Annotated in this window: 20 protein-coding genes; 16 read left to right on the top strand and 4 right to left on the bottom strand. The window is 56.8% G+C overall.

Annotated features, from left to right (window positions below; genetic code table 11):
- Both JNM42_RS03100 and JNM42_RS03095 read left to right on the top strand, forming a co-directional pair.
- A partial coding sequence (locus JNM42_RS03100; RefSeq protein WP_294265996.1) for an alpha/beta fold hydrolase occupies window positions 1-574 on the top strand: 574 nt, incomplete at its 5' end.
- Window positions 575-597: 23 nt separating this feature from the next.
- Entirely contained in the window at window positions 598-1,278 is a 681-nt protein-coding gene (locus JNM42_RS03095; protein ID WP_294265994.1) for a hypothetical protein, read from the top strand.
- A 193-nt stretch (window positions 1,279-1,471) separates the two neighbouring features.
- Here the strand turns inward: JNM42_RS03095 and JNM42_RS03090 are convergent, their stop codons facing one another.
- The 3 genes from JNM42_RS03090 to JNM42_RS03080 all read right to left on the bottom strand — a co-directional run bounded on the left by JNM42_RS03090 (window position 1,472) and on the right by JNM42_RS03080 (window position 4,361).
- A complete protein-coding gene (locus JNM42_RS03090) occupies window positions 1,472-2,032 on the bottom strand; it encodes a hypothetical protein (protein ID WP_294265991.1) in 561 nt (186 codons plus the stop codon).
- A gap of 80 nt (window positions 2,033-2,112) precedes the next feature.
- Window positions 2,113-4,179: a ferrous iron transporter B gene (locus tag JNM42_RS03085; protein WP_294265988.1), complete on the bottom strand. Its 2,067-nt coding sequence runs from the start codon at window positions 4,177-4,179 to the stop codon at window positions 2,113-2,115.
- A gap of 17 nt (window positions 4,180-4,196) precedes the next feature.
- Window positions 4,197-4,361, bottom strand: a complete 165-nt coding sequence (locus JNM42_RS03080) for a hypothetical protein (RefSeq protein ID WP_294265985.1) — start codon at window positions 4,359-4,361, stop codon at window positions 4,197-4,199.
- Window positions 4,362-4,722: 361 nt separating this feature from the next.
- On the opposite strand from JNM42_RS03080, the gene JNM42_RS03075 reads away from it, so the two are divergent.
- Window positions 4,723-5,412, top strand: a complete 690-nt coding sequence (locus tag JNM42_RS03075; RefSeq protein WP_294265982.1) for a TonB family protein — start codon at window positions 4,723-4,725, stop codon at window positions 5,410-5,412.
- Here JNM42_RS03075 and JNM42_RS03070 read toward each other — a convergent pair.
- A complete protein-coding gene (locus tag JNM42_RS03070; protein WP_294265979.1) occupies window positions 5,406-5,948 on the bottom strand; it encodes an NUDIX hydrolase in 543 nt (180 codons plus the stop codon). The two genes, JNM42_RS03075 and JNM42_RS03070, sit on opposite strands and share 7 nt — an antisense overlap.
- Window positions 5,949-6,147: 199 nt before the next feature.
- On the opposite strand from JNM42_RS03070, the gene motA reads away from it, so the two are divergent.
- The 13 genes from motA to JNM42_RS03005 all read left to right on the top strand — a co-directional run bounded on the left by motA (window position 6,148) and on the right by JNM42_RS03005 (window position 20,542).
- Window positions 6,148-7,005, top strand: coding sequence for a flagellar motor stator protein MotA (gene motA / locus JNM42_RS03065; protein WP_294265975.1), 858 nt, complete (start codon window positions 6,148-6,150; stop codon window positions 7,003-7,005).
- Between the two features lie 28 nt (window positions 7,006-7,033).
- On the top strand, window positions 7,034-7,990 hold the full coding sequence (gene motB, locus JNM42_RS03060; RefSeq protein ID WP_294265972.1) for a flagellar motor protein MotB: 957 nt from the start codon (window positions 7,034-7,036) through the stop codon (window positions 7,988-7,990).
- A gap of 47 nt (window positions 7,991-8,037) precedes the next feature.
- Window positions 8,038-8,913, top strand: a complete 876-nt coding sequence (locus JNM42_RS03055; protein ID WP_294265969.1) for a CheR family methyltransferase — start codon at window positions 8,038-8,040, stop codon at window positions 8,911-8,913.
- Entirely contained in the window at window positions 8,888-9,541 is a 654-nt protein-coding gene (locus tag JNM42_RS03050; RefSeq protein ID WP_294265966.1) for a CheB methylesterase domain-containing protein, read from the top strand. Before JNM42_RS03055 ends, JNM42_RS03050 begins: the two co-directional genes overlap by 26 nt.
- A gap of 216 nt (window positions 9,542-9,757) precedes the next feature.
- Entirely contained in the window at window positions 9,758-10,729 is a 972-nt protein-coding gene (locus JNM42_RS03045; protein WP_294265963.1) for a chemotaxis protein, read from the top strand.
- A gap of 32 nt (window positions 10,730-10,761) precedes the next feature.
- A complete protein-coding gene (locus tag JNM42_RS03040; protein ID WP_294266003.1) occupies window positions 10,762-11,700 on the top strand; it encodes a chemotaxis protein in 939 nt (312 codons plus the stop codon).
- A 21-nt stretch (window positions 11,701-11,721) separates the two neighbouring features.
- The gene (gene cheY / locus JNM42_RS03035; protein ID WP_294265960.1) at window positions 11,722-12,111 is read left to right on the top strand and encodes a chemotaxis response regulator CheY; all 390 of its coding nucleotides are present in this window, start codon (window positions 11,722-11,724) and stop codon (window positions 12,109-12,111) included.
- Window position 12,112: 1 nt separating this feature from the next.
- Window positions 12,113-13,006, top strand: a complete 894-nt coding sequence (gene cheZ / locus JNM42_RS03030) for a protein phosphatase CheZ (protein ID WP_294265955.1) — start codon at window positions 12,113-12,115, stop codon at window positions 13,004-13,006.
- A gap of 10 nt (window positions 13,007-13,016) precedes the next feature.
- Entirely contained in the window at window positions 13,017-14,957 is a 1,941-nt protein-coding gene (locus JNM42_RS03025; protein WP_294265952.1) for a chemotaxis protein CheA, read from the top strand.
- A gap of 178 nt (window positions 14,958-15,135) precedes the next feature.
- Window positions 15,136-16,275, top strand: a complete 1,140-nt coding sequence (gene flhB, locus JNM42_RS03020; protein ID WP_294265949.1) for a flagellar biosynthesis protein FlhB — start codon at window positions 15,136-15,138, stop codon at window positions 16,273-16,275.
- Window positions 16,268-18,352 carry a flagellar biosynthesis protein FlhA gene (flhA, locus tag JNM42_RS03015; protein WP_294265947.1) on the top strand — a complete coding sequence of 695 codons (2,085 nt, stop codon included), beginning with the start codon at window positions 16,268-16,270 and terminating at the stop codon, window positions 18,350-18,352. The genes flhB and flhA overlap by 8 nt, the downstream gene beginning before the upstream one ends.
- Window positions 18,349-19,665 carry a flagellar biosynthesis protein FlhF gene (flhF, locus tag JNM42_RS03010; protein WP_294265944.1) on the top strand — a complete coding sequence of 439 codons (1,317 nt, stop codon included), beginning with the start codon at window positions 18,349-18,351 and terminating at the stop codon, window positions 19,663-19,665. The genes flhA and flhF overlap by 4 nt, the downstream gene beginning before the upstream one ends.
- Complete coding sequence (locus JNM42_RS03005) at window positions 19,658-20,542, top strand: AAA family ATPase (RefSeq protein WP_294265941.1); 885 nt, start codon at window positions 19,658-19,660, stop codon at window positions 20,540-20,542. Before flhF ends, JNM42_RS03005 begins: the two co-directional genes overlap by 8 nt.
- Window positions 20,543-20,547: the final 5 nt, after the last annotated feature.

The following is a 20,547-nucleotide window of genomic DNA, read 5'->3' as shown; positions in this document are numbered from 1 at the left end:
GTTGCTGATCAACGGTTATGGCTGTTCGCGAGCGGCGTGGTGTTGGTTGCGCCGGCGCCTGGAGGGCGCAGGCTGGGTGGTGGCGACGATCAGTCTGGAGCCTATCTACACGAGTATCGAGAACTATGTGGATCCTGTCTCCAGGCGCATCGACGAGGTGCTCGCGGCGACCGCAGCAAGACAGGTGATCCTGATTGGGCACAGCATGGGCGGGCTGGTGGCGCGTGCCTGTCTGCGTCGTTACGGCAGCGCTAGAGTGAAGCGGCTGATGACGCTGGGGACACCGCATGCGGGCAGCGAGCTGGCGAGAATCGGGATCGGCGAAAACGCCCGCCAGATGACGCCAGGCAATGCGTGGTTGAAGGCACTTGCCAGCGAAGCGCCAGCTGCCGATACTCTGACCATCTTCAGCCCGCATGACAACTTCGTGATGCCGCAGTCGAATCTGCAATGGCCGGGGGCGCAGAGCCGGACCATTGATGGTCTGGGTCATCTGACCATGCTTTATTCGCCCAGGGTGGCTGCGGCTATGCTGGACGGATTGCGGCCCTTGACCAAGGCCGGGGCTGTTTGACTGCCAAGGTTACGGAGGCTCTGATGAAATCTTTCCTGACGACGATCATTCTGTTCTCTGCCCTGATGCTCCAGAACGTTACGCTGCAAGCGCAGGGCGTTTATGTGACGCCGGGAGCAAAGGGTCCGGTTTTTTCCGACAAGCCGCAGTCGGGATCCCGGGAAGTTACCTTGCAGCCGCTCAATGTCGTGGCTCCGGAGCCAGCCAGCAGACCTGCCGAGCCTGCCCCTCCGCCAGGCCGAGGTGAGAGCATGATGCCCGAGTTCACCGTGCCAGCGTACCGCAGCTTTTCCATTGTTTCCCCTGAGGATAACGGCAGTGCCGCCGCCAATACGGCGCTCTTCGAGGTGCGCGTTGCCGTCGATCCGCCGCTGCAACTCGGGGCCGGGCATGCCTTTACGGTCAGCATCAACGGTCGCCCGGTCGGTCAGCGCTTTACCGCTACCGAGTTCGTCGTTCCGCCGGAGTTCTGGGGCGATACCCTGCCGCCGGCCAATCAGAGCATGCAACTGGACGCAAGTATTGTTGACGCAGGCGGGCAGGTCATCAAAAAGGCGAAACCCATCCGCTTTTTCATGCGCTTTGTGACGATTCTGAACAACCCCAGACGGCCTGTGCCGCTGCCGCAGCCAATTGCTCCACCGCACCGACCTCAACCGCAACCGCAACCGCTACCCCCACTGATTCTGCCGGGACGCCAATGAAAAAAGCATATCGATTGCTCAGAGGCTGCCAAGCCGTGGCCCGAGGCCAAGCTTCGCGCTCATTCCGGCGAACGCCGGAATCCAGTACCTTCCTCCGATATTCAATAAAACAATCAGATAAACGAACTGGACCCCGGCTTTTACCGGGGTGACGAACGTGGACATCTGGCAGCAATGATTTCTGCACAAACGCTCAGGAAAATCCGGGTAGCCAGGGGGTATGTTGCTGCAGGTGAATGGGCTCCAGCGTTCCCTGGAACAGGGCTTCGATGACCGGCGGTTCGCGCCAGCGTTCGTTCATGAAGCGCAGGCCGATTTCCTCGACCAGCGCGCCTTTCCAGTAGTGGCTGGAAACTTCGTAGAGCGTCGTCAGGCTGAGGCTGTGCGGCAGGCGCAGGTAATCCAGCCAGCTTGAATCGTGAAACGAGACGACGTAAGCTCCCTGGCTGCGCGCACGAACCAGCGTTTTGCCAAAGACGCGGCCGGGATGTTTGGCACGGAAATTCTCGGCGTCGACGCGTGTGGCAAAGAGCAGCAGGGCGTGCAGGCGACTGGGGAAGTTGCTGTAGAGCCGCTGCCGGTAATATTCGAGATGGTATTCGGCAAAATAATTCTGCACCGTGGTGAATTGGTCTTCCGGCAAGGACGTACCGAAGGGGTTGCCGGTGAGCACGTCCCAGCCCGGCAACTCGGCATCCGGATCCAGCCAGGCGTAAAGCTCCAGTGTCGCGGTGTCTTTGATCAGGTGGTCCATGATGTTTTCAGGATTAGCGTCGGCCTCATTCTGAGCCTTCAGCGGTGTTTGTCATAGCCTGGTGTGAGTCAACAAGGCGGCTAGGCGATTACCCTGGCCAGTTCCAGCAGCAAGCGAACCGCGCCGGCCATGAGCAGCGCGCTGACGAGGGAAATCAGCACCGAGAACCAGGCTTCCCGGCGCCCCAGCGTCTTGAGCATGACGGCAAAAGTCGACAGGCACGGTACGTAAAAGGTCAGGAAAACCAGAAAAGTGAAAATCTGCACATGATCGAGCAGCGGCATGATCTCCAGCGTGCCGAGCGCCTGATAGATCATCAGCAGCGACAGCTCCTTGCGCAGGACGCCAAACAGGATGGGTACGCCAAGGACAAGGGGCAGACCGAGCCACCAGGCCGTTATCGGGATCAACGCGGTGTTGATCAGGGCGTCGGCGCCAAAGTGGCTGAGCAGTGCCAGAACCACGCTGCCGAGAACCAGCAATGGCGTGACAATGGTGACAATGTCCTCGGTTCGCGCCCAGGTTTTGCGCCAGACTTTGCCCCACACCGGAAGCGCGTAGGGCGGAATTTCCTGGACCATTCCCGGTGCGCCATCGGAGTAGTGACGCGTAAGCAGCTTTCCGAGCAAGGCAATCACGAACAGCGTCAGCATGAAAATGGCGAATACGCCGAGGCCTCCGAGATACTTGCCGCCGATGGCCAGGATGATCGCCGAACGCGCCGAGCAGGGAACGAAGGTGATGAGAATCGCCGACACCACGCGTTCGCGCCGCGATCCTGTGACGGCGGCGGCAGAAATCGCCGGTACATTGCAGCCCAGTCCGATCAGGAAGGGGACCGCGACACCGCCATGCAATCCGATATGGTGGAAGCCGCGGTCGACGACAAAGGCCACGCGGTGCATGACTCCCGATTCTTCAAGCGCGACCAGCAATAGAACCAGCGGCAACATGTAGGGCACGACGATGCCGACCAGGCCGACCAGTCCGTCGGCTACGGCGCGGCCGATGACGCCCGCCGTCGATCCGGGTTGCCATTGCTGCACCCAGTCCGCCAGCCGCGCCGAGGTCCAGGAGTCGAGCAGGGCACTCATTTCAAAGACGAGCAGCAGAACAAGGGCGAAAACCAGCAGGCTGCCGAGCAGGCCCCAGCGCGGATGCAGGAACAACTCGTCGAGCCAGCGCCGCCAGCTTTGACCGGCGTCGACACCGCGCGGGCTGGTTACCGCTTCGAACAACACGGCGGCACGGTGATGGCGGTCGGCATGCAGTTCTTCGGAGAGCGGTCGTGGCAGCAATTCTTCGGCCTGCGTTCTGGCCTCTTCTATGCGGGGCAGCAAATCGGGGAAGTGGGAACCCAGGGCGCGCAGGAAATAGTCGTCGTTTTCGGCCAGTTGCGAGAGCAGGAGGGCACGCGGTACCTGAAAAACGTCTTCGATTTCAGGATGGGCGATGACGGCATTGAGCGGTTTCAGGCTTTCGGCGATATGCCGCGTTGGCGGCTGAGGCATCGGGCAGGTCTTCTCGCGCGCTACGTCCAGAACTGCCTCAAAAAGTGCCGAAATTCCCTTGCCCATATAGGCAATGGTCGGGATAACGGGTGCGCCCAGCCGCTCGCTGAGTGCGTGTACGTTGATGAATATTCCCTTCTTTCGGGCTTCGTCGACGCGGTTCAGGGCAATCACCAGCGGCCGCCCGAAAAGTCCCAGCTCAAGGCTGAGTTCGAGATCCTTGGCCAGTGTCGTTGCGTCAACGACCTGCACCAGTACATCCGGCGCCGGGAAATCCGCACGCTCAAGGTCCACCTCGTGCGCTGCAGCGAGTGGCCAGTGGTCGCCCCACAGCAGATACATGAGTACGGCCTGATCGTGCTCGCTCAAATGATGCAGCGAATCAATCGAAGGCAGATCGACCAGGGCAATCTGGTCGAGTCCGACGTCGACCACGCATTCCTGGTAAGCGCCGCCAACGCCGGCCAGACGCTCGTGCCGTGCAACCGGGCTGGAGGCATCCTCGAAGATGGTGCTCTTGCCGACACCATAACGGCCGATCAGCGCCACCCGCGGTCGCTTGTCGCCACGCAGGAGCGGGCCATGAAGCTGGATCGTCTTCACCGAGGTGGCGGATTTGTTGTCTGACCTGACCATTGATTAACTTGAATTGTTCAGCGAACCGGCCGGTGATCCCGGTCCGGACGCAGTGCAGGATCGACGTGTGCCATCAGCTTGAGAACGCGGCGCCGCAGTATGACACGCGGTCTGGCCAGGACGGCAAGCTCGTGTCCGGCTTCGGCGCGCCTGGCCGCGCTGTATTGCGCATCTGTCGTCATCAAGTTCGGTGAATTGCAATGGGACGATCCTTGCCTGTCGACTGTCAGAATACAACGGAACGCAGGTGTCAAAGTCCGGGACAGGTAAATAGCCGTCAGGGTTCGGGGTCACTGTGGGGGGAAGGCTTGCTGCACAGCCCTAGTTCGGGTAAATGAAAAACTGAAGCCGCGCAGACCAGAGTCAATTTAACACCAAAACCCGGGCGTTCAAAACCTCATCGGAACTCCGGGGGTATTTGAAACCATCTCGTGGCCTATGAAATGATTGTCAACACCTCCTGGCATTGAAGTTTGCCAAGTTGGCGGTGTAGCGGTGCGCTATTCTTATGCCTTGAGCCCTTCTCCCCGGTCTGCGTAATCGATGCTTCCCTCGTCTCGCCACACGCTGGTGCGCGCCCTGATTTTTTCCGTGCTGATTCATGCCGTGCTGTTGTGGCATGGGGTCATCCTGTTTCCGGTGCGGCTTGAGCCGCCGGCTGCGACGATCAATGTGGTGATGAGTCGTGACCCCCAGGGTGATCCGGCAAAGCCGGTCAGCCTGCCGGTCAGCAAGCCACTGTCGGAGCCTGTCAAGCCGTCTTCCGCGCGCATCCGGAATACCGGTGCACGACCGATCCTTGTTCCGGTGCCTCCTTCGACTACTCTTGTCGAGCCACCTGCGCAGCCGGTTGCGACGGGTGTGGCGGTTCGGGGAGGAGCGCTGTCAACTGCGCAACCCGGCCCGGATGAAGCGCGTGAGGGCGTCAGTGCCGATGATTTGCGCCAGTACCGCCTGTCGTTGGCAATCTCTGCACGACGCTTCAAGCGTTATCCGGTGCTGGCGCGAGAACGTGGCTGGGAGGGAACGGCGGAAGTGGCGCTCAATGTCAATGCCCTGTTGCCGGTTCCAGAAGTTGTGATTGTTCGCTCGAGCGGCCAGGCCGTTCTTGATCAGCAGGCGCTGGAGATGATGACGCAGGCGGCACGGGCAACGAGTTTGCCGCAAAGTCTGAAGGGGCGTGATTTCCGTATTCTGCTGCCGGTTAAATTCAGCCTTGAAGGCGATCAGTAGCCGGTGGGTGGCCTCAGGTCGTACTCGTGAAATTCGAAACGAGCAGCACGGCGATCGGCAAAGTAGGCCTTGAGGCTGAGCGCAACGGTTCGGAAGGCGAGTTCCTGCCACGGGATTTCGGTTTCAGAAAAAAGTGCGGTTTCGAGGCTTTCGACGCCAGCGGCAAAGTCGCTGTCCAGTAGCCGACCGCGGTAGAACAGGTGCACCTGATTGATGTACGGTACATTGACCAGCGAGAACAGATCGTCGATTTCAATCCGCGCGCAGGCTTCCTCAAGCGTTTCACGCAAGGCGGCCTGTGTTGTCGATTCGCCATTCTCCATGAAGCCGGCGGGCAGGGTCCACAGTCCATAGCGTGGTTCGATGGCGCGGCGGCAGAGCAGGATATCGCCTTCCCACTCCGCGATGCAGCCGACCACGAGCTTGGGATTCTGGTAATGGATCGCACCGCAGCGCTGACAGACATGGCGCTGTAACGAGTCGCCCGGCGGGATACGGAGTTCAACCGCTGCTCCGCACTGGTTGCAGTAGTTCATGACGGTGAGCCAAAGTTCATGCATCCGATTCTATACGATATCCGACTCGTGCACTCCGGGTGTCCAGCACGGAGTTTCCCGGAAAATGTTCCAGGGCAGTTTTTGTTACCTATGCAGCGTCATCCCGCTACAATATGACGCTGAAAGTGGGATTAAAGATCAAGCGTATCCACAGTGCGGCAAGACAGGGAGATGTTGAATGTTTTTAATTGTCGGCTACGTCATCATTCTGGCTTCGGCGCTCGGAACCTACGCGGTGCACGGCAGCCTGGCGGCCTTGTGGGTGCCGCTCGAATACATTGCCATTGTCGGCCTGACGATCGGCGGTTTCGTTGCCGGAAACAACATCAAGGTCATCAAGGCGACGATTGGCGGGCTGCCGAGCATCTTCAAGGGCTCGAAATACAACAAGACGCTTTACGTCGATTTGCTCTCAATGCTTTATGAAGTGCTGGCCAAGGTGCGCAAGGAGGGCTTGATGTCGGTCGAAAACGATGTCGAGAATCCTCATGAAAGCCCGATCTTCGGAAAATATCCGACAATATCCCAGGATCATCATGTCATGGAGTTCATTACCGACTATCTACGCATGATGGTCGGCGGCAACCTCAATGCCCTTGAAATCGAAAACCTGATGGATGTCGAAATCGAGACGCACCATCACGAGGTCATGGTTCCCGGCCATGTCATGTCCAAAGTAGCGGATGCGGTACCCGCTTTCGGTATCATCGTGGCGGTGATGGGCGTGGTTAACGTCATGGGCTCGGTGGGTGAGCCGCCGGCGATACTTGGCAAGATGATCGGCGGTGCGCTGGTCGGCACCTTTCTCGGTATTCTGATTTCCTACGGTTTTGTTGCTCCGATCGCGACCTTGCTGGAGCAGAAGGCTGAAGAAGGCTCCAAAATCTATCAGGTGATCAAGGTCGTTCTGCTCTCTTCAATGTCAGGCTACGCGCCACAGGTAGCCGTAGAGTTCGGACGCAAGGTGCTCTACTCGACTGACCGGCCGAACTTCGGTGAACTTGAGCAAGAACTCAAGGCACGCAAGGGCAAGTAGCCCCGGTGTCGCCGAGCGAGGACCCTGAATGAGCGAAGACCAACGCCCGATAGTCATCAAACGGATCAAGAAGGTGGCGGGCGGCCATCACGGCGGCGCCTGGAAAATCGCCTACGCCGACTTTGTAACGGCGATGATGGCGTTCTTTCTGCTGATGTGGCTGCTCGGTTCAACGGCGAATGGCGATCTCAAGGGCATTGCCGATTATTTCCTCAATCCGCTCAAGGTCGGTCTGTCGGGCGGCACCGGAGCCGGCGATGCCACGAGCATTCTGAAGGGCGGCGGCAAGAATCTGACCAGCAGTTCTGGCCAGGTCAAGGATGGCGAGGTGCAAGCAACAAAAAAGACACCCACGCTCAAGGAGGCCAAGGCTGAACAACTGCGCAAGGAGTTCGAGCAGCGTGAGAAAGCGACACTCAACGAACTGAAGCAGAACATCGAGAAGCTCATCGAGAACAATTCAATGCTCAGGCAGTTCAAGAACCAGTTGCTGATCGATGTGACTCCGGAAGGTTTGCGTATCCAGATCATCGATGAGAAAAACCGCCCGATGTTTGACACCAGCAGCGCTGAACTGAAGCCCTATTCCAAGGTGATCCTGCGTGAAATTGGCAAGGCGCTGAACGCCGTGCCCAATAAGGTCAGTTATTCAGGGCATACGGATGCGGCGCAGTTCGGCGGCGGCGAGAAAGGATTTTCCAACTGGGAGCTGTCGGCGAATCGGGCGAACGCGTCGCGTCGTGAAATGATTGCCGGCGGCATGGATGAAAACAAGGTGATACGCGTGGTTGGCCTGTCTTCGACCGTGTTGTTCGACAAGAACGACCCCTTGAGCTCGGCCAATCGACGGATCAATATCGTGGTTCTGAACAAGCGAACTGAAGAAGCCATGCTGCAGGAAGATGGCAATGCTTTACTCGAGGCGGATAACAATGAGAGTCCAGAAGTAGCAGCAGCGCTGAGAAAATCCGATGTCAGGAACTGATTTGGCGAGCCCTTGGAGAACGGTTATGACTGCCTGCGAGCATTTTTGTGATTGAACATAAACCCTCTTGGAGCAGGGCGACAGCGCTGCGTGATGCCAGTGAGCGAGAGTTCGCTTTTACTCCGGCGGATTTCGAGTGTGTGCGCAAGCTGATCCATAAGCATGCCGGTATCTCGCTTTCGGATGCCAAGCAAGACATGGTTTATAGCCGCCTTGCGCGCCGCCTGCGCGAAACGCGCCTGAAATCCTTTGGCGACTATCTTGCGTTACTTGAGCGAGGCGACAAGACCGAGTGGGAAAAATTTGTCAATTCGCTGACCACCAATCTCACTTCATTTTTTCGCGAACCGCATCATTTTCCGATTCTTGCCGAGCATCTGAAGAAATTGCAGGGGCGTTCACCGATAAGGATCTGGTGTTCTGCGTCGTCGACCGGAGAGGAACCCTACAGTATCGCGATGACCGTGGTTGAAACCTTCAACAGCTTCAACGTGCCAGTGACCATATTGGCCTCCGATCTGGATACCAGTGTACTGGCTAGCGCTGCAAAGGGGGTTTATCCGCTGGATCGGGTCGAGCGTATCTCGCGCGAGCGTTTGAGCCGTTTTTTTGTGAAGGGCACGGGCGCGCAGGAGGGCCTCTTTACCGTACGTCCGGAACTGCGTCGCCTGATCAGCTTTCAGCGCCTGAATCTGCTGGAGCCGAACTGGACGGTTCGCGCTCCGCTTGATGTCCTGTTCTGTCGAAACGTCATGATCTATTTTGACAAACCGACACAGTTAAGGATCCTGTCGCGTTTTGCTCCCTTGATGAGCGACACGGGCCTACTGTTTGCCGGGCATTCGGAAAGCTTCTTGCATGCGGCCGATTTGTTTCGCTCGCAGGGAAAAACCGTCTATGAACTCGTCCCCAGGCCACGCTGATATGGAAAAGTCGGCTGCCGCAGCGAGCAGCGTGAGCAGGCCGGTAACGAGCGGCAGCAAGATCATATTTGTCGGGGCCTCAACCGGGGGAACAGAAGCGGTCAAGATCTTCTTGCTGGGCATACCTCCGGATTGCCCGCCGATCCTGATCGTTCAGCATATGCCGGAGTCGTTTACCGCTTCGTTCGCCGCACGTCTGAACACGCTTTGTGCGCCGCGCGTGATTGAGGCGCAAGGCGGTGAGTCGCTTGAATCGGGTACGGTCTATGTCGCTCCAGGTCATTCACACTTGAGAATAAAGCGAGGCGCGTCGGCTTTTGTCACTGAATTGCTCAAGACACCGCCGGTCAATCGGCATCGCCCCTCGGTCGATGTGCTGTTTGACTCGGCGGCTGAGGTTGTCGGGCACAACGCGATCGGGGTTATTCTCACTGGCATGGGCAAGGATGGTGCCAACGGGTTGCTGCGCATGCGCAAGGCAGGCGCACATACCTTCGGCCAGGACGAGGCGAGTTGTGTTGTTTATGGGATGCCACGTGAAGCCGCATTGATTGGTGCGGTCGAAGATGTCGCCAGTCTGGAAGCGCTATCTCGGCGTGTGCTCACTCTTCTTGGCCGGCCAGGTTGATAACGATGTTTTGCGCATGACTTGATGCAGTACGATAACCCGGTTCTTGTTTGCGCCTTGAAATGGTTCTGAAATAGACCGCGAGTTTTCTGCAGATAGCGGGGTTGATGAGGTATTTCGCCATTTATATTCTGTTGGTTATAGTGGATTGATACTTGTTCAACTAAGATTTGAGTAACATGGTAGAAGCTAGCTTTCCCAGGATGGAGTTTATGCATGTCAGAACTGCTCAAAAGTATTGATGCTCGTACCAAACTCGCCGGCACCAACAAGCTGGAGATATTGCTATTTTCACTCGGCACCAATTCGAAAACGGGGCGAAGTGAAACGTTTGGCATCAATGTTTTCAAGGTGCGCGAAGTCATGCGGACACCGGTCATTACCTCTGCACCGGAGATGCCTGCATCGGTTGAGGGAATGGTCAGTCTGCGCGGCGTGCTGGTTCCGGTTGTTGATCTGGCTCGCTATGCCGGGGTAGCTACCGACACGCCGCGCTCGATAATGATTGTTACCGAATACGCCGGTCATACGCAGGGCTTTCTGGTTGAGGGCGTTGATACCATTCTTCGTCTGGACTGGAGCCAGATGAGGGTTCCGCCGGAGATGCTGGTGGCCGAGATGGGCGGGTTGGTAACGGCGGTGACCGAGTTGCCTGACGGTCGTCTGGTGATGATGCTGGACGTTGAAAAGGTGCTTTCGGAAACGACGAATTACGACGAGGAAATCGTGTATCGCAATATAAAACCGCTCAGTGACCCAACGCTGACGGTCTTCTTTGCCGACGATTCTGTCGTTGCGCGCAAGCAGATAACGCGCACTCTCGAGGCCATGAACGTCAAGTACGTTGGCGCGATCAATGGGCGTGAAGCATGGAACGAACTCGAGAAAATTGCCACTTATGCCCAGGCTTCCGGGCAGCAGGTGAGTGATCTAGTCAGTCTGGTCCTGACCGATGTCGAGATGCCGGAAATGGATGGGTATATCCTGACCAAGAAAATAAAAACCGACCCGCGCTTTGCCGGGGTGCCAGTGATCATGCATTCGTCGCTGTCCGGAATGTCCAATCAGCAACTCGGCATGTCTGTCGGTGTCGATGAATACGTGCCCAAGTTCGAAGCACAGAAACTCTCGGAAACGCTAACACGACGCTTGCTGGGATCTGTTCCTGTAGTGCAGCCTGTTGCCTGATGCAGTGATCTCGCTGGAGTATGACGATGACGATGGACCTGGTGGAAAGTAAAAACCTGCTTGATAGCGTCGATGCAAGAACCCGGCTTGCCGGCTCCAACAAGATGGAGATTCTGTTGTTCTCGCTGGGAACGCGGGAGACATTCGGGATCAATGTGTTCAAGGTGCGTGAAGTCGGACGTACTCCACATATCACCAAAACGCCAAACATGCCACGCGGTGTTGAAGGGCTGGTATCCCTGCGTGGGAACGTGATTCCCGTGCTGTCCCTGGTCAGTTTTCTGGAACATAAGGATGAGCCGATCGAGCGCGGCAAGACCATGATGGTGGCTGAATACTCAAAACGCACGCTCGGTTTTCTGGTGCACGAAGTCGACCGCATCATCCGGGTGGATTGGGAAAAGGTCAGAGCCCCGGAAAGCATCCTGTCGTCGAATCAGGGGCTTATTACAGCAATCACCGAGCTTGAGAACGGCACCCTGGTGTCGCTTCTCGACGTCGAACAAATCCTTGCCAATGCGTTTGGCGAGGCCGTCATTATCGACATTACTCCGGCACAGGTCGGCGCAGATACGGGAGTATTTTTCGCCGATGATTCGATCGTAGCCCGGCGCAAGATTGCAGAGGTGTTTGACAAACTTGGCGTCAAGCACAAGCACGCCACCAATGGTGCGGAAGCATGGAGCCGGTTGCAGGGTATGGCGGCGCATGCCCAGCAAACAGGCTCTTCGCTGAGCAATGACGTTCGCCTCATTCTGGTTGATGCGGAAATGCCGGAGATGGACGGCTACGTCCTGACAAAGCACATCAAGGGCGATTCACGTTTTTCCGGCATCCCTGTTGTCATGCACTCCTCGCTTTCCTCGGAGGCCAACAAAGCCATGGGGCGGGCGGTAGGCGTCGATGCTTACGTTCCCAAGTTTGATGCCGAGATGCTGGCAGACACGCTACGCCCAATGCTTGAACGATGAGTAGAAATTCAGGAGTAAACAATGGCTGATCCAAAGTTGAGAATTCTGGTGGTCGATGATTTTTCGACGATGCGACGTATTGTCAGAAACCTGCTCAAGGAGCTGGGTTTTACCAACGTAGAGGAAGCGGAAGATGGCGCGATTGCTCTCCAGAAACTTCAGGGGGGTGGATTCGAGTTTGTCGTTACTGACTGGAATATGCCGAATATGGATGGCCTGCAGTTGCTGCAAGCCATTCGTTCGACGCCGACCCTGAAACATTTGCCCGTGATGATGATTACGGCCGAAGCTAAAAAGGAAAACATCATTGCCGCTGCCCAGGCGGGTGCCAGCGGTTACATCGTCAAGCCTTTTACTGCAGCGACGCTATCCGAAAAGCTTCAGAAAATATTTGACAAAATGGGTACTTGAGATGAGTGACGCGAATACTACGGGCGATTCCAGCGAACTCGAGGCGCTGTTTGACAGTATTGCCAGCGGAGTGGAAAGTACCCCGGTGGCTCCCGCAACACCTTCGGCGGCTGTTGCTGAACCCCGGCCTTCCCTCATGCAGCAGGCGCGTGAAGGCGATGGCTTGACCGACGACTCGCAGGATTTGCAGGCCTTGTTTGATTCGATTGCCGAGAAGAAGTCTGCCGGTGATTCGAGTGCTGTCGACAAGGGTGTCATCGTGTCTGAGGCATCTGAAAACTGGCCGGTTCAGGGCAAGGTGTTCCAGCAGGTAGGGCAGATGGCCAGGCAGTTGCACGATACCCTCGGGGGGCTGGGTTACGAAAAAATTCTTGAAAAAACGGCCTCGGCGATTCCTGATGCTAGAGACAGGTTGGCTTATATCGCCAATCTTACAGAGCAGGCGGCGTGCAAGGTATTGAACGCCACCGATATCGCCAATCCCTTGCAGGAAGAGCTGGAAGCAGGTGCCGCGTTGCTCGGTGCGAAGTGGGATGCCCTGTTCGCCAACAAGATGGGGGTTGAGGATTTCAAGCTGCTCGCCGCAGAAACGCGGGGATTCCTCAAGAATGCAGTGCCGCAGAGAACTTCATCGACCAAAGCGCAGTTGCTGGAGATCATGATGGCCCAGGACTTTCAGGATCTGACTGGTCAAGTCATCAAGAAAGTGATCGCGGTTGCACAGGAGTTGGAGACGCAACTGATGTCCGTGCTTATTGAAACGATGCCTGGTGATAAACGGACCGAGTCCGTCAATACTTTGCTCAACGGCCCGGTGATCAATGCCGGAGGACGTGCTGACGTTGTTGGCAATCAGCAGCAGGTCGATGATCTGCTCGACAGCCTGGGATTCTAGGAGTTTCATCATGAGTGATTTTTCCGGAATGGAAGACCTGCTGCAGGATTTCCTGCAGGAAGCCGGCGACCTTCTTTCTGATGTCGACAATAAACTGGTCGACCTGGAAAGGTGTCCGGATGATCGGCGGTTGCTGAACGATATCTTTCGCGGATTTCACACCATCAAGGGCGGGGCGGGCTTCCTTAACGCCACTGAACTGGTAACGCTTTGTCATCTGACCGAGAACCTATTTGACCAGTTACGTAACGCCCAGATCAGTCTGACACCAGAATTGATGGACACTATCATGGCGGCGACCCAAGGCGTTCGCAACATGTTTGGCGAGCTTGCGCAGACTTCGCTGCCGCGCCCGGCGCAGCCGGAAGTGATTGCCGCCTTGCGTGCTGTACTAGAAGGCGAGATTCATGCCGATCCGGCGGTTGCGGCAACTGTTGATGCGCCCATTGTCGAGGTGTCTGCGCAGGTGACCTCAGCGCCAAACATCGAAGTCAGTGAGGGGCCAGATTGGCAAGTGCTGCATGGTGCGCTGACCGGTCAGGAAAAACCGGTACCGGCGACCACTTCTTCATCTATGGCACAGGGCCAAGCGGGTGATGCGCTTGCCTCATCTGCTGCACAGATGACACCCCATTACCCGCCTGAGGGGCGACGTGAGACCGACAAGCCGGGTCTTGCTGTTTCTGGGGCGACTTCGGGTCGGCGAAGCGAGGAAAAAGCCGCAGCGCGTGAATCAACGATTCGCGTCGACACGTCTCGTCTGGATCAGGTACTTAATCTCTCTGGCGAGATTGGTCTGACCAAAAACCGTCTGACCAGTCTGCGTGCCGACATTCTGGCCGGCCGGAATGATTCGGAAACCTTGCACGCACTTGATCAGGCCGTAAGTCAGCTTGATCTGCTGGTTTCTGATTTGCAGAACTCGGTAATGAAAACTCGAATGCAGCCTATCGGTCGTTTGTTCCAGAAGTATCCGCGGATTGCTCGTGACCTTGCAAGACAGTTAGGCAAGGATGTCGAATTGGCCCTTGTCGGCGAGGAAACCGAAGTCGACAAAACGATGATCGAGGATCTGGCTGATCCATTGATCCACCTGGTTCGAAATGCGGTTGATCATGGCGTTGAATCGGCAGAGGATCGTTTGGCCGCAGGCAAGCCGGCAAAGAGTATCGTACGGCTCGAGGCCCGCCAGGAAGGCGATCATATTGTCCTGATCATTGCCGATGATGGTCGCGGGATGAGTCCTGAACGCATTCGTTTGAAGGCGATTGAGAAAGGTATCATCAAGGAGGAAGAAGCCAATACGCTGGATGACCGGCAAAGCCTCAATCTGATCTTCCTTCCCGGCTTTTCGACCATGGCTCAGGCTTCAGCCGTCTCGGGTCGGGGTGTTGGAATGGATGTAGTCAAAACCAATATCCAGAAACTCAACGGTTCGGTCGAGATCCGTTCGGAGCCTGGAAAAGGTTCGGTATTTATCATTTCATTGCCGCTGACGCTGGCTATTCTCCCGGTTCTGCTCGTCCTGCTCGGTGATCAGCCGTTCGCGTTGCCGCTTTCGATGGTTCGCGAAATACTTCCCATTGAGAAAAGCAAGATGCAGGAGGTGGGCGGCAAGGAAACCCTGGTCGTGCGCGGCGAAATTTTGCCGGTGGTTGCGCTCTCGCGCCTGCTCGGTTGGCCGCAACTGAAAACACCGGAATACGGTGTGTTGATGCAAACTTCAGAGCGCAGTTTCATTCTCTCGGTTGATAGTTTTGCCGGGCGGGATGACGCAGTAATCAAGTCGCTTGAAGACTTCAGACCGCGTGGTGTGGCCGGGGTGACGACGCTTTCAAATGGTCAGATCGTGCTGATTCTGGATATGAAAGAGTTGCTTACGGATTTAAATGCGCATATTGAACGCGAGACTGGAGTCAGACAGACTAAGTCGCTTGAGCGATCCATCTAACTCAAAGTAACCCTAACTGACAAGACAGGGAGCTTCGGCTCCCTGTCTTTTTTATTACTCAAGTCAAAAAATGTTGCACTTACGCTACTATTCTAGAATCAATGTAAATAAACTCTCATACCCCTTTATTTTTTAATGATTTTTTATATAATAGGCTCTAGTCAACTGGAATCCGCTGATGGCCGAAGAAAGCGATCTCGAAAAAACTGAGCCTGCGTCATCCAGACGATTAGAGCAGGCACGCGAGGAAGGGCAAGTTCCCCGCTCAAGAGAGATCGGTGCTTTTCTGGTTCTGGTCGTTTCAGCCGCTGCATTCTGGTTCGTTGGTCCCTGGATGATGCAGCGTACGACAGCCATTGTCAGGCGTGGCCTAGTTCTTGAGGAACCGCCGTTAAGCGATCCCCGGTTCATGTTGGTGCGTTTCGCCGATCTTTCCCTTGATGCCTTGTTCTCCTTTGCACCGCTGCTCCTGGCGCTGGTTATTGCCGCACTGATCTCCCCCTTTTTTCTTGGTAGCTGGAATTTCTCGCTGAAGGCGCTGAATCCAGATGCGGGGCGTCTGGACCCGATCAAGGGGCTGGGTCGGCTGGTTTCCTGGAGTGGTCTGGTCGAACTCCTCAAGGCGGTCGCCAAGGCTCTGCTGGTCGGTGGTGTCGCCTTCTGGGTTTTGTGGAGCGAACGCGATGATATATTCGCGCTCTTTGGACAGTCAATCGAAGTCGGGCTTTACAGCGCCGGTCATCTGGTCAACTACAGTTTTCTCATGATTGTCCTGGCGATGCTGTTGATCGTTGCGCTTGATGTGCCTTTCCAGATCTGGCAATACCACGACAAGCTGAAAATGAGCAAGGAAGAGGTAAAGCAGGAAGGCAAGGAACTGGAAGGCAACCCCCAGATCAAGGCGCGGATCCGGCAGCTGCAGCGTGAGGCGGCACGCAAGCGCATGATGGGGGCGGTACCGACGGCCGACGTGATCGTCACCAACCCGACGCACTTTGCCGTCGCCCTGGCCTACAAGAGCGGGATGGGGGCTCCGAAGGTGCTGGCCAAGGGAATGGGCGAGATCGCCCTGAGAATCCGTGAAATCGGCGCTGCGAACGGAGTGCCCACGCTTGAGGCGCCGCCGTTGGCGCGGGCGCTTTATCGCCATGCTGAGCTGGATCAGGAAATACCATCGACACTCTATGCGGCAGTGGCCGAGGTTCTGGCCTACGTCTATCAGCTCGCCAACTGGCGGCAGGTCGGTGGCAATTATCCGATGCCACCCCGTGCAATCGCTGTGCCTGCTGAACTGGTACCGGAGGCATTAAATGGCTAATGCGTCGATGACCTTGAACAGTTTTTTCGCTCGTGCGGGGCTTCAGCAACTGGCGGGCCCGCTACTCATTCTGCTGATCCTTTCGATGATGGTGCTGCCGTTACCGCCATTCATACTGGATCTGTTTTTCACCTTCAACATCGCGATTTCGGTCATCGTCATGCTGGTCGCGATCAACGTGATGAAGCCGCTCGATTTCTCGGTCTTCCCGACCGTTCTGTTGATTACAACACTATTGCGACTGTCGCTCAACGTGGCTTCAACGCGTGTCGTGCTGCTTGAAGGGCATACCGGCCCAGGCGCTGCCGGTAAGGTAATCGAATCATTCGGTCATTTTCTGGTCGGCGGCAATTATGCTGTCGGGATTGTGGTGTTTGCGATTCTGGTGATCATCAATTTTGTGGTGATTACCAAAGGTGCCGGTCGGGTTGCCGAAGTGGCGGCGCGTTTTACCCTTGACGCGATGCCCGGCAAGCAGATGGCGATTGACGCCGACCTCAACGCCGGCTTGATCGGTGAGGACGAAGCACGCAAGCGCCGAGCCACGATTGCAGAAGAGGCCGACTTTTTCGGTTCGATGGATGGTGCGTCGAAGTTTGTCCGTGGCGATGCCGTGGCCGGTATCCTGATCATGTTCATCAACATTGTCGGCGGCCTGTTTGTTGGCGTGCTGCAACATAATCTGGATCTGGGCACGGCCGCCAAAACCTATACCTTGCTCACCATCGGCGACGGTCTGGTGGCGCAGATCCCGGCACTGATCATCTCGATTGCTGCCGGTATGGTCGTCACACGGGTTGGAGACACGCAGGATCTTTCGCAACAGTTCCTCACCCAGCTTTTCAACAACCCCAAGGTGATTGGCCTGACAGCGGCAATCATCGGTCTGCTCGGTCTGATTCCCGGGATGCCGAATTTTGTTTTTCTGTTGCTGGCAAGCGGCCTGGGCGCACTGGCCTGGGATATGGACAAGCGCTTGCGGTCAGCAAGACCGGTGCCGGTGACGGTTGCGGCTACGCCGGCGGCTGAATCGCAGGAAGCGAGTTGGGCCGATGTGGCCGCACTCGATGTACTTGGTCTGGAAGTCGGTTATCGGCTTATTCCATTGGTCGACAAGGCACAGGACGGCGAGTTGCTGCGGCGTATTCGCGGAATACGCAAGAAGTTTGCACAGGAAGTCGGATTTCTCGTTTCCCCGGTACACATTCGCGACAATCTGGAACTGAAACCCAATGCTTACCGGATTCTGCTCAAGGGTGTCGAGATTGGCCAGGGTGAGGCTTTCCCGGGCAACCTGCTGGCGATCAATCCAGGACGGGTGGCTGGCCAGTTGCCGGGTAACGAAACCAAGGATCCCGCCTTCGGCTTGCCCGCGGTCTGGATCGACAGCGCGCAACGCGAGCAGGCGCAGGCTTATGGCTATACCGTTGTTGATGCCAGTACGGTTACCGCGACTCATCTCAATCACCTGATTCTGTCGCACGCCACTGAACTGCTGGGTCGTCAGGAAACACAGGCGCTGCTCGACCATCTGGCGAAGGAAATGCCGAAGCTGGTCGAAGACCTGGTTCCCAAGGTGCTGCCGCTCGGTGTTCTGCAAAAAGTTCTGCAGAACCTGCTTGAAGAAGGCATCCCGATTCGCGACATGCGTACCATTATCGAGACGCTGGCAGAGCATGCGACACGCTCGCAGGAAGCCGAAGCATTGACCGCACAGGTGCGTATTGCCCTTGGCCGCTCGATCATTCAGCAACTCTATCCGAGTGGTACCGAAATGCAGGTGATGTCGCTGGATCCACAGCTTGAGCGCGTTCTTCTACAGGCCATCGCGGGGGGGGGCGACAATGCCAGCATCGAGCCGGGCCTCGCCGACACGCTGATACGCGAAACCGCAGCTGCGTCTCAACGCCAGGAGGAGCTCGGTTTGCCAGCCGTTCTTCTGGTTTCAGGCAATCTGCGCCTGCTACTGTCACGATTCCTGCGGCGTGGCATTTCTCAATTGAAGGTCATCGCGCACAGCGAAGTGCCTGAAAACAAAATCATCAAGGTCACCTCGATCATTGGAGGCAGGGTATGAACGTCAGGAAATTCATTGCCGCCACGGCGCGCGACGCATTGCACAAGGTCAAGGAGCTACTGGGGCCAGATGCGATCATCCTGTCCAACCGGGCCATTCCCGGGGGAGTCGAGATCATGGCGGTTGCTGCCGGTGATATGGAAATGATCGTGCCGACTCCCGCAAGGGAAAATCCGGGGCTGCAGGATGACTATACGGTTCGGCTCTCGACCCCGACCAGCAGCGTGCCTCCTCGGGCAGGTTCAACGCGGCCTGCGGAAAAGCCGCAGCATTTGCCCCCACTGGCCCCGCGTCCTGCGCCGCAGTTTGATCGCTCGAATGCACAGACACCGCTTGCCGCAAAGCCTCAGGCAGAAATCGTTCCGGCCGAAGTGATGGACGAAATCCGCTCACTGCGGAAACTGTTCGAGCAACATCTGGCGGGAGCAGCCTGGGGGGAAAGCGCCCGCTCGGAGCCGGTCAAAACGGAAGTATTGCGTCAGATGCTCGATGCGGGCTTTTCCCCGAAATTTGCCCGCGAATTGCTCATGGCATTGCCGCGTGAACTTAATTCAATGGAGGCGCTGGCCTGGGTGAAGGATGGAGCTGATCGTTCCTTTCTGACCATCAATGCCGAAAATGACATTGTCGATCGCGGAGGCGTCTACGCGCTGGTCGGTCCGACGGGTGTCGGTAAGACAACGACCACCGCCAAGCTTGCTGCCCGCTGTGTGCTTCGTCACGGGGCGAGCAAGGTGGCGCTGGTGACTACGGATGGCTACCGCATCGGAGCGCACGAACAACTGCGAATCTATGGCCGTATTCTCGGTGTTTCAGTGCATCTGGTAAAGGATGCCGAGGATTTGAAGCAGACCCTGTTCGATCTGCAACACAAGCATATGGTGCTGGTTGATACGATGGGTATGAGTCAGCGCGACCGTATGGTCGAAGAGCAGGTGGCGATGTTTGGCAACAGCAATGTCAAACGCCTGCTGCTGCTGTCCGCAACGAGTCGAGGCGATACACTTGACGACGTGGTGCGTGCCTATAACGGCCCGGATCTCGCCGGTTGCATTCTCTCCAAGGTTGATGAGGCCGCCAGCCTGGCCTCGGCGCTGGACGTGATCATTCGCCACGGCTTGCGTGTGCACTATGTCTCCAATGGCCAGCGTGTGCCGGAAGATCTGCATCTGCCCAATCGAGTCTATCTGTTGCACCGTGCCTTCAAGGATTTGCCGGAGTCTTCACCGCATCGGCTTGATGGCCTTGAGCCAGGCTTGATGATGGCCAGCGCCGGTTCAGGAATGGTCGCCGCCGGAGGCCGTCGTGGCTGAATGCTACGCTGATCAGGCCTCTGGACTACGTCGTCTTTTTGGCCGCGAACAGCCGCGCATCGTCACTTTCGCGGCAGGAAGCATCGGTGTCGGCAAGAGCATTCTGGTGGCCAACCTGGCCGCCTCCCTGGCTCGCCTGGGCAAGGAAGTTCTGGTGCTCGACGAGAATACCCGGAACAACGTGGCCTCTTGTTTCGGAGGACTCGCCCGACACGACCTGCATCAGGTGATCAATCGCGAGAAAGCGCTTGCCGATGTGTTATTGACGGTAGCCCCTGGAGTTCGCGTTTTGCCGGCAGCGCGGGCCGTCATGAAACTCGGCAAGTTGAGTCTTCAGCAGCAGCAGGCTCTGCTGGAAACCATCACGGGTATGGAGCGTCCGGCCGATGTGATACTGGTGGACGCCTCCCTAGATCATCCGCTTGGCTTTTCACCGCTGGGTCTTGCTGCACTCGATACGGTCATCGTCATATCGTCTTCCGGGCAGTCGATTACAGATGCCTATGCATTGATCAAGAAAGTCAGCCTGGGTTACGCACGCAAAAACTTTCGGATACTGGTAAATAAGGTGCGTGTTCAGGATGAAGCCGAGGCGATCTACGGCAATATTGCCCAGGTGGCTCACAGCCGTGGCCTGGCGCGTCTTGAGTACGCCGGTTTTACTCCACTTGACGAACAACTGAGGCAGGCATCGCGTCTGTGCCAGCCCGTCGTCGGACTATTCCCTGACTCGCCCTCGGCAAATGCCTATCGAACGTTGGCCAGTGATCTGCTTAACTGGCCTGTGGCCGGCGATGACAGCGGCGGGCTCGAACAATTCGTGCAACAACTGCTACACTTGAGCCAGAAAATCGATCCGATAGCCATTTACGCTTGATAGTT

It is taken from the genome of Propionivibrio sp., assembly GCF_016790145.1.
GTDB lineage: Bacteria > Pseudomonadota > Gammaproteobacteria > Burkholderiales > Rhodocyclaceae > Propionivibrio.
Note: the sequence above shows the minus strand (reverse complement) of the source record. Positions and strands in the feature narration are given on the sequence as shown.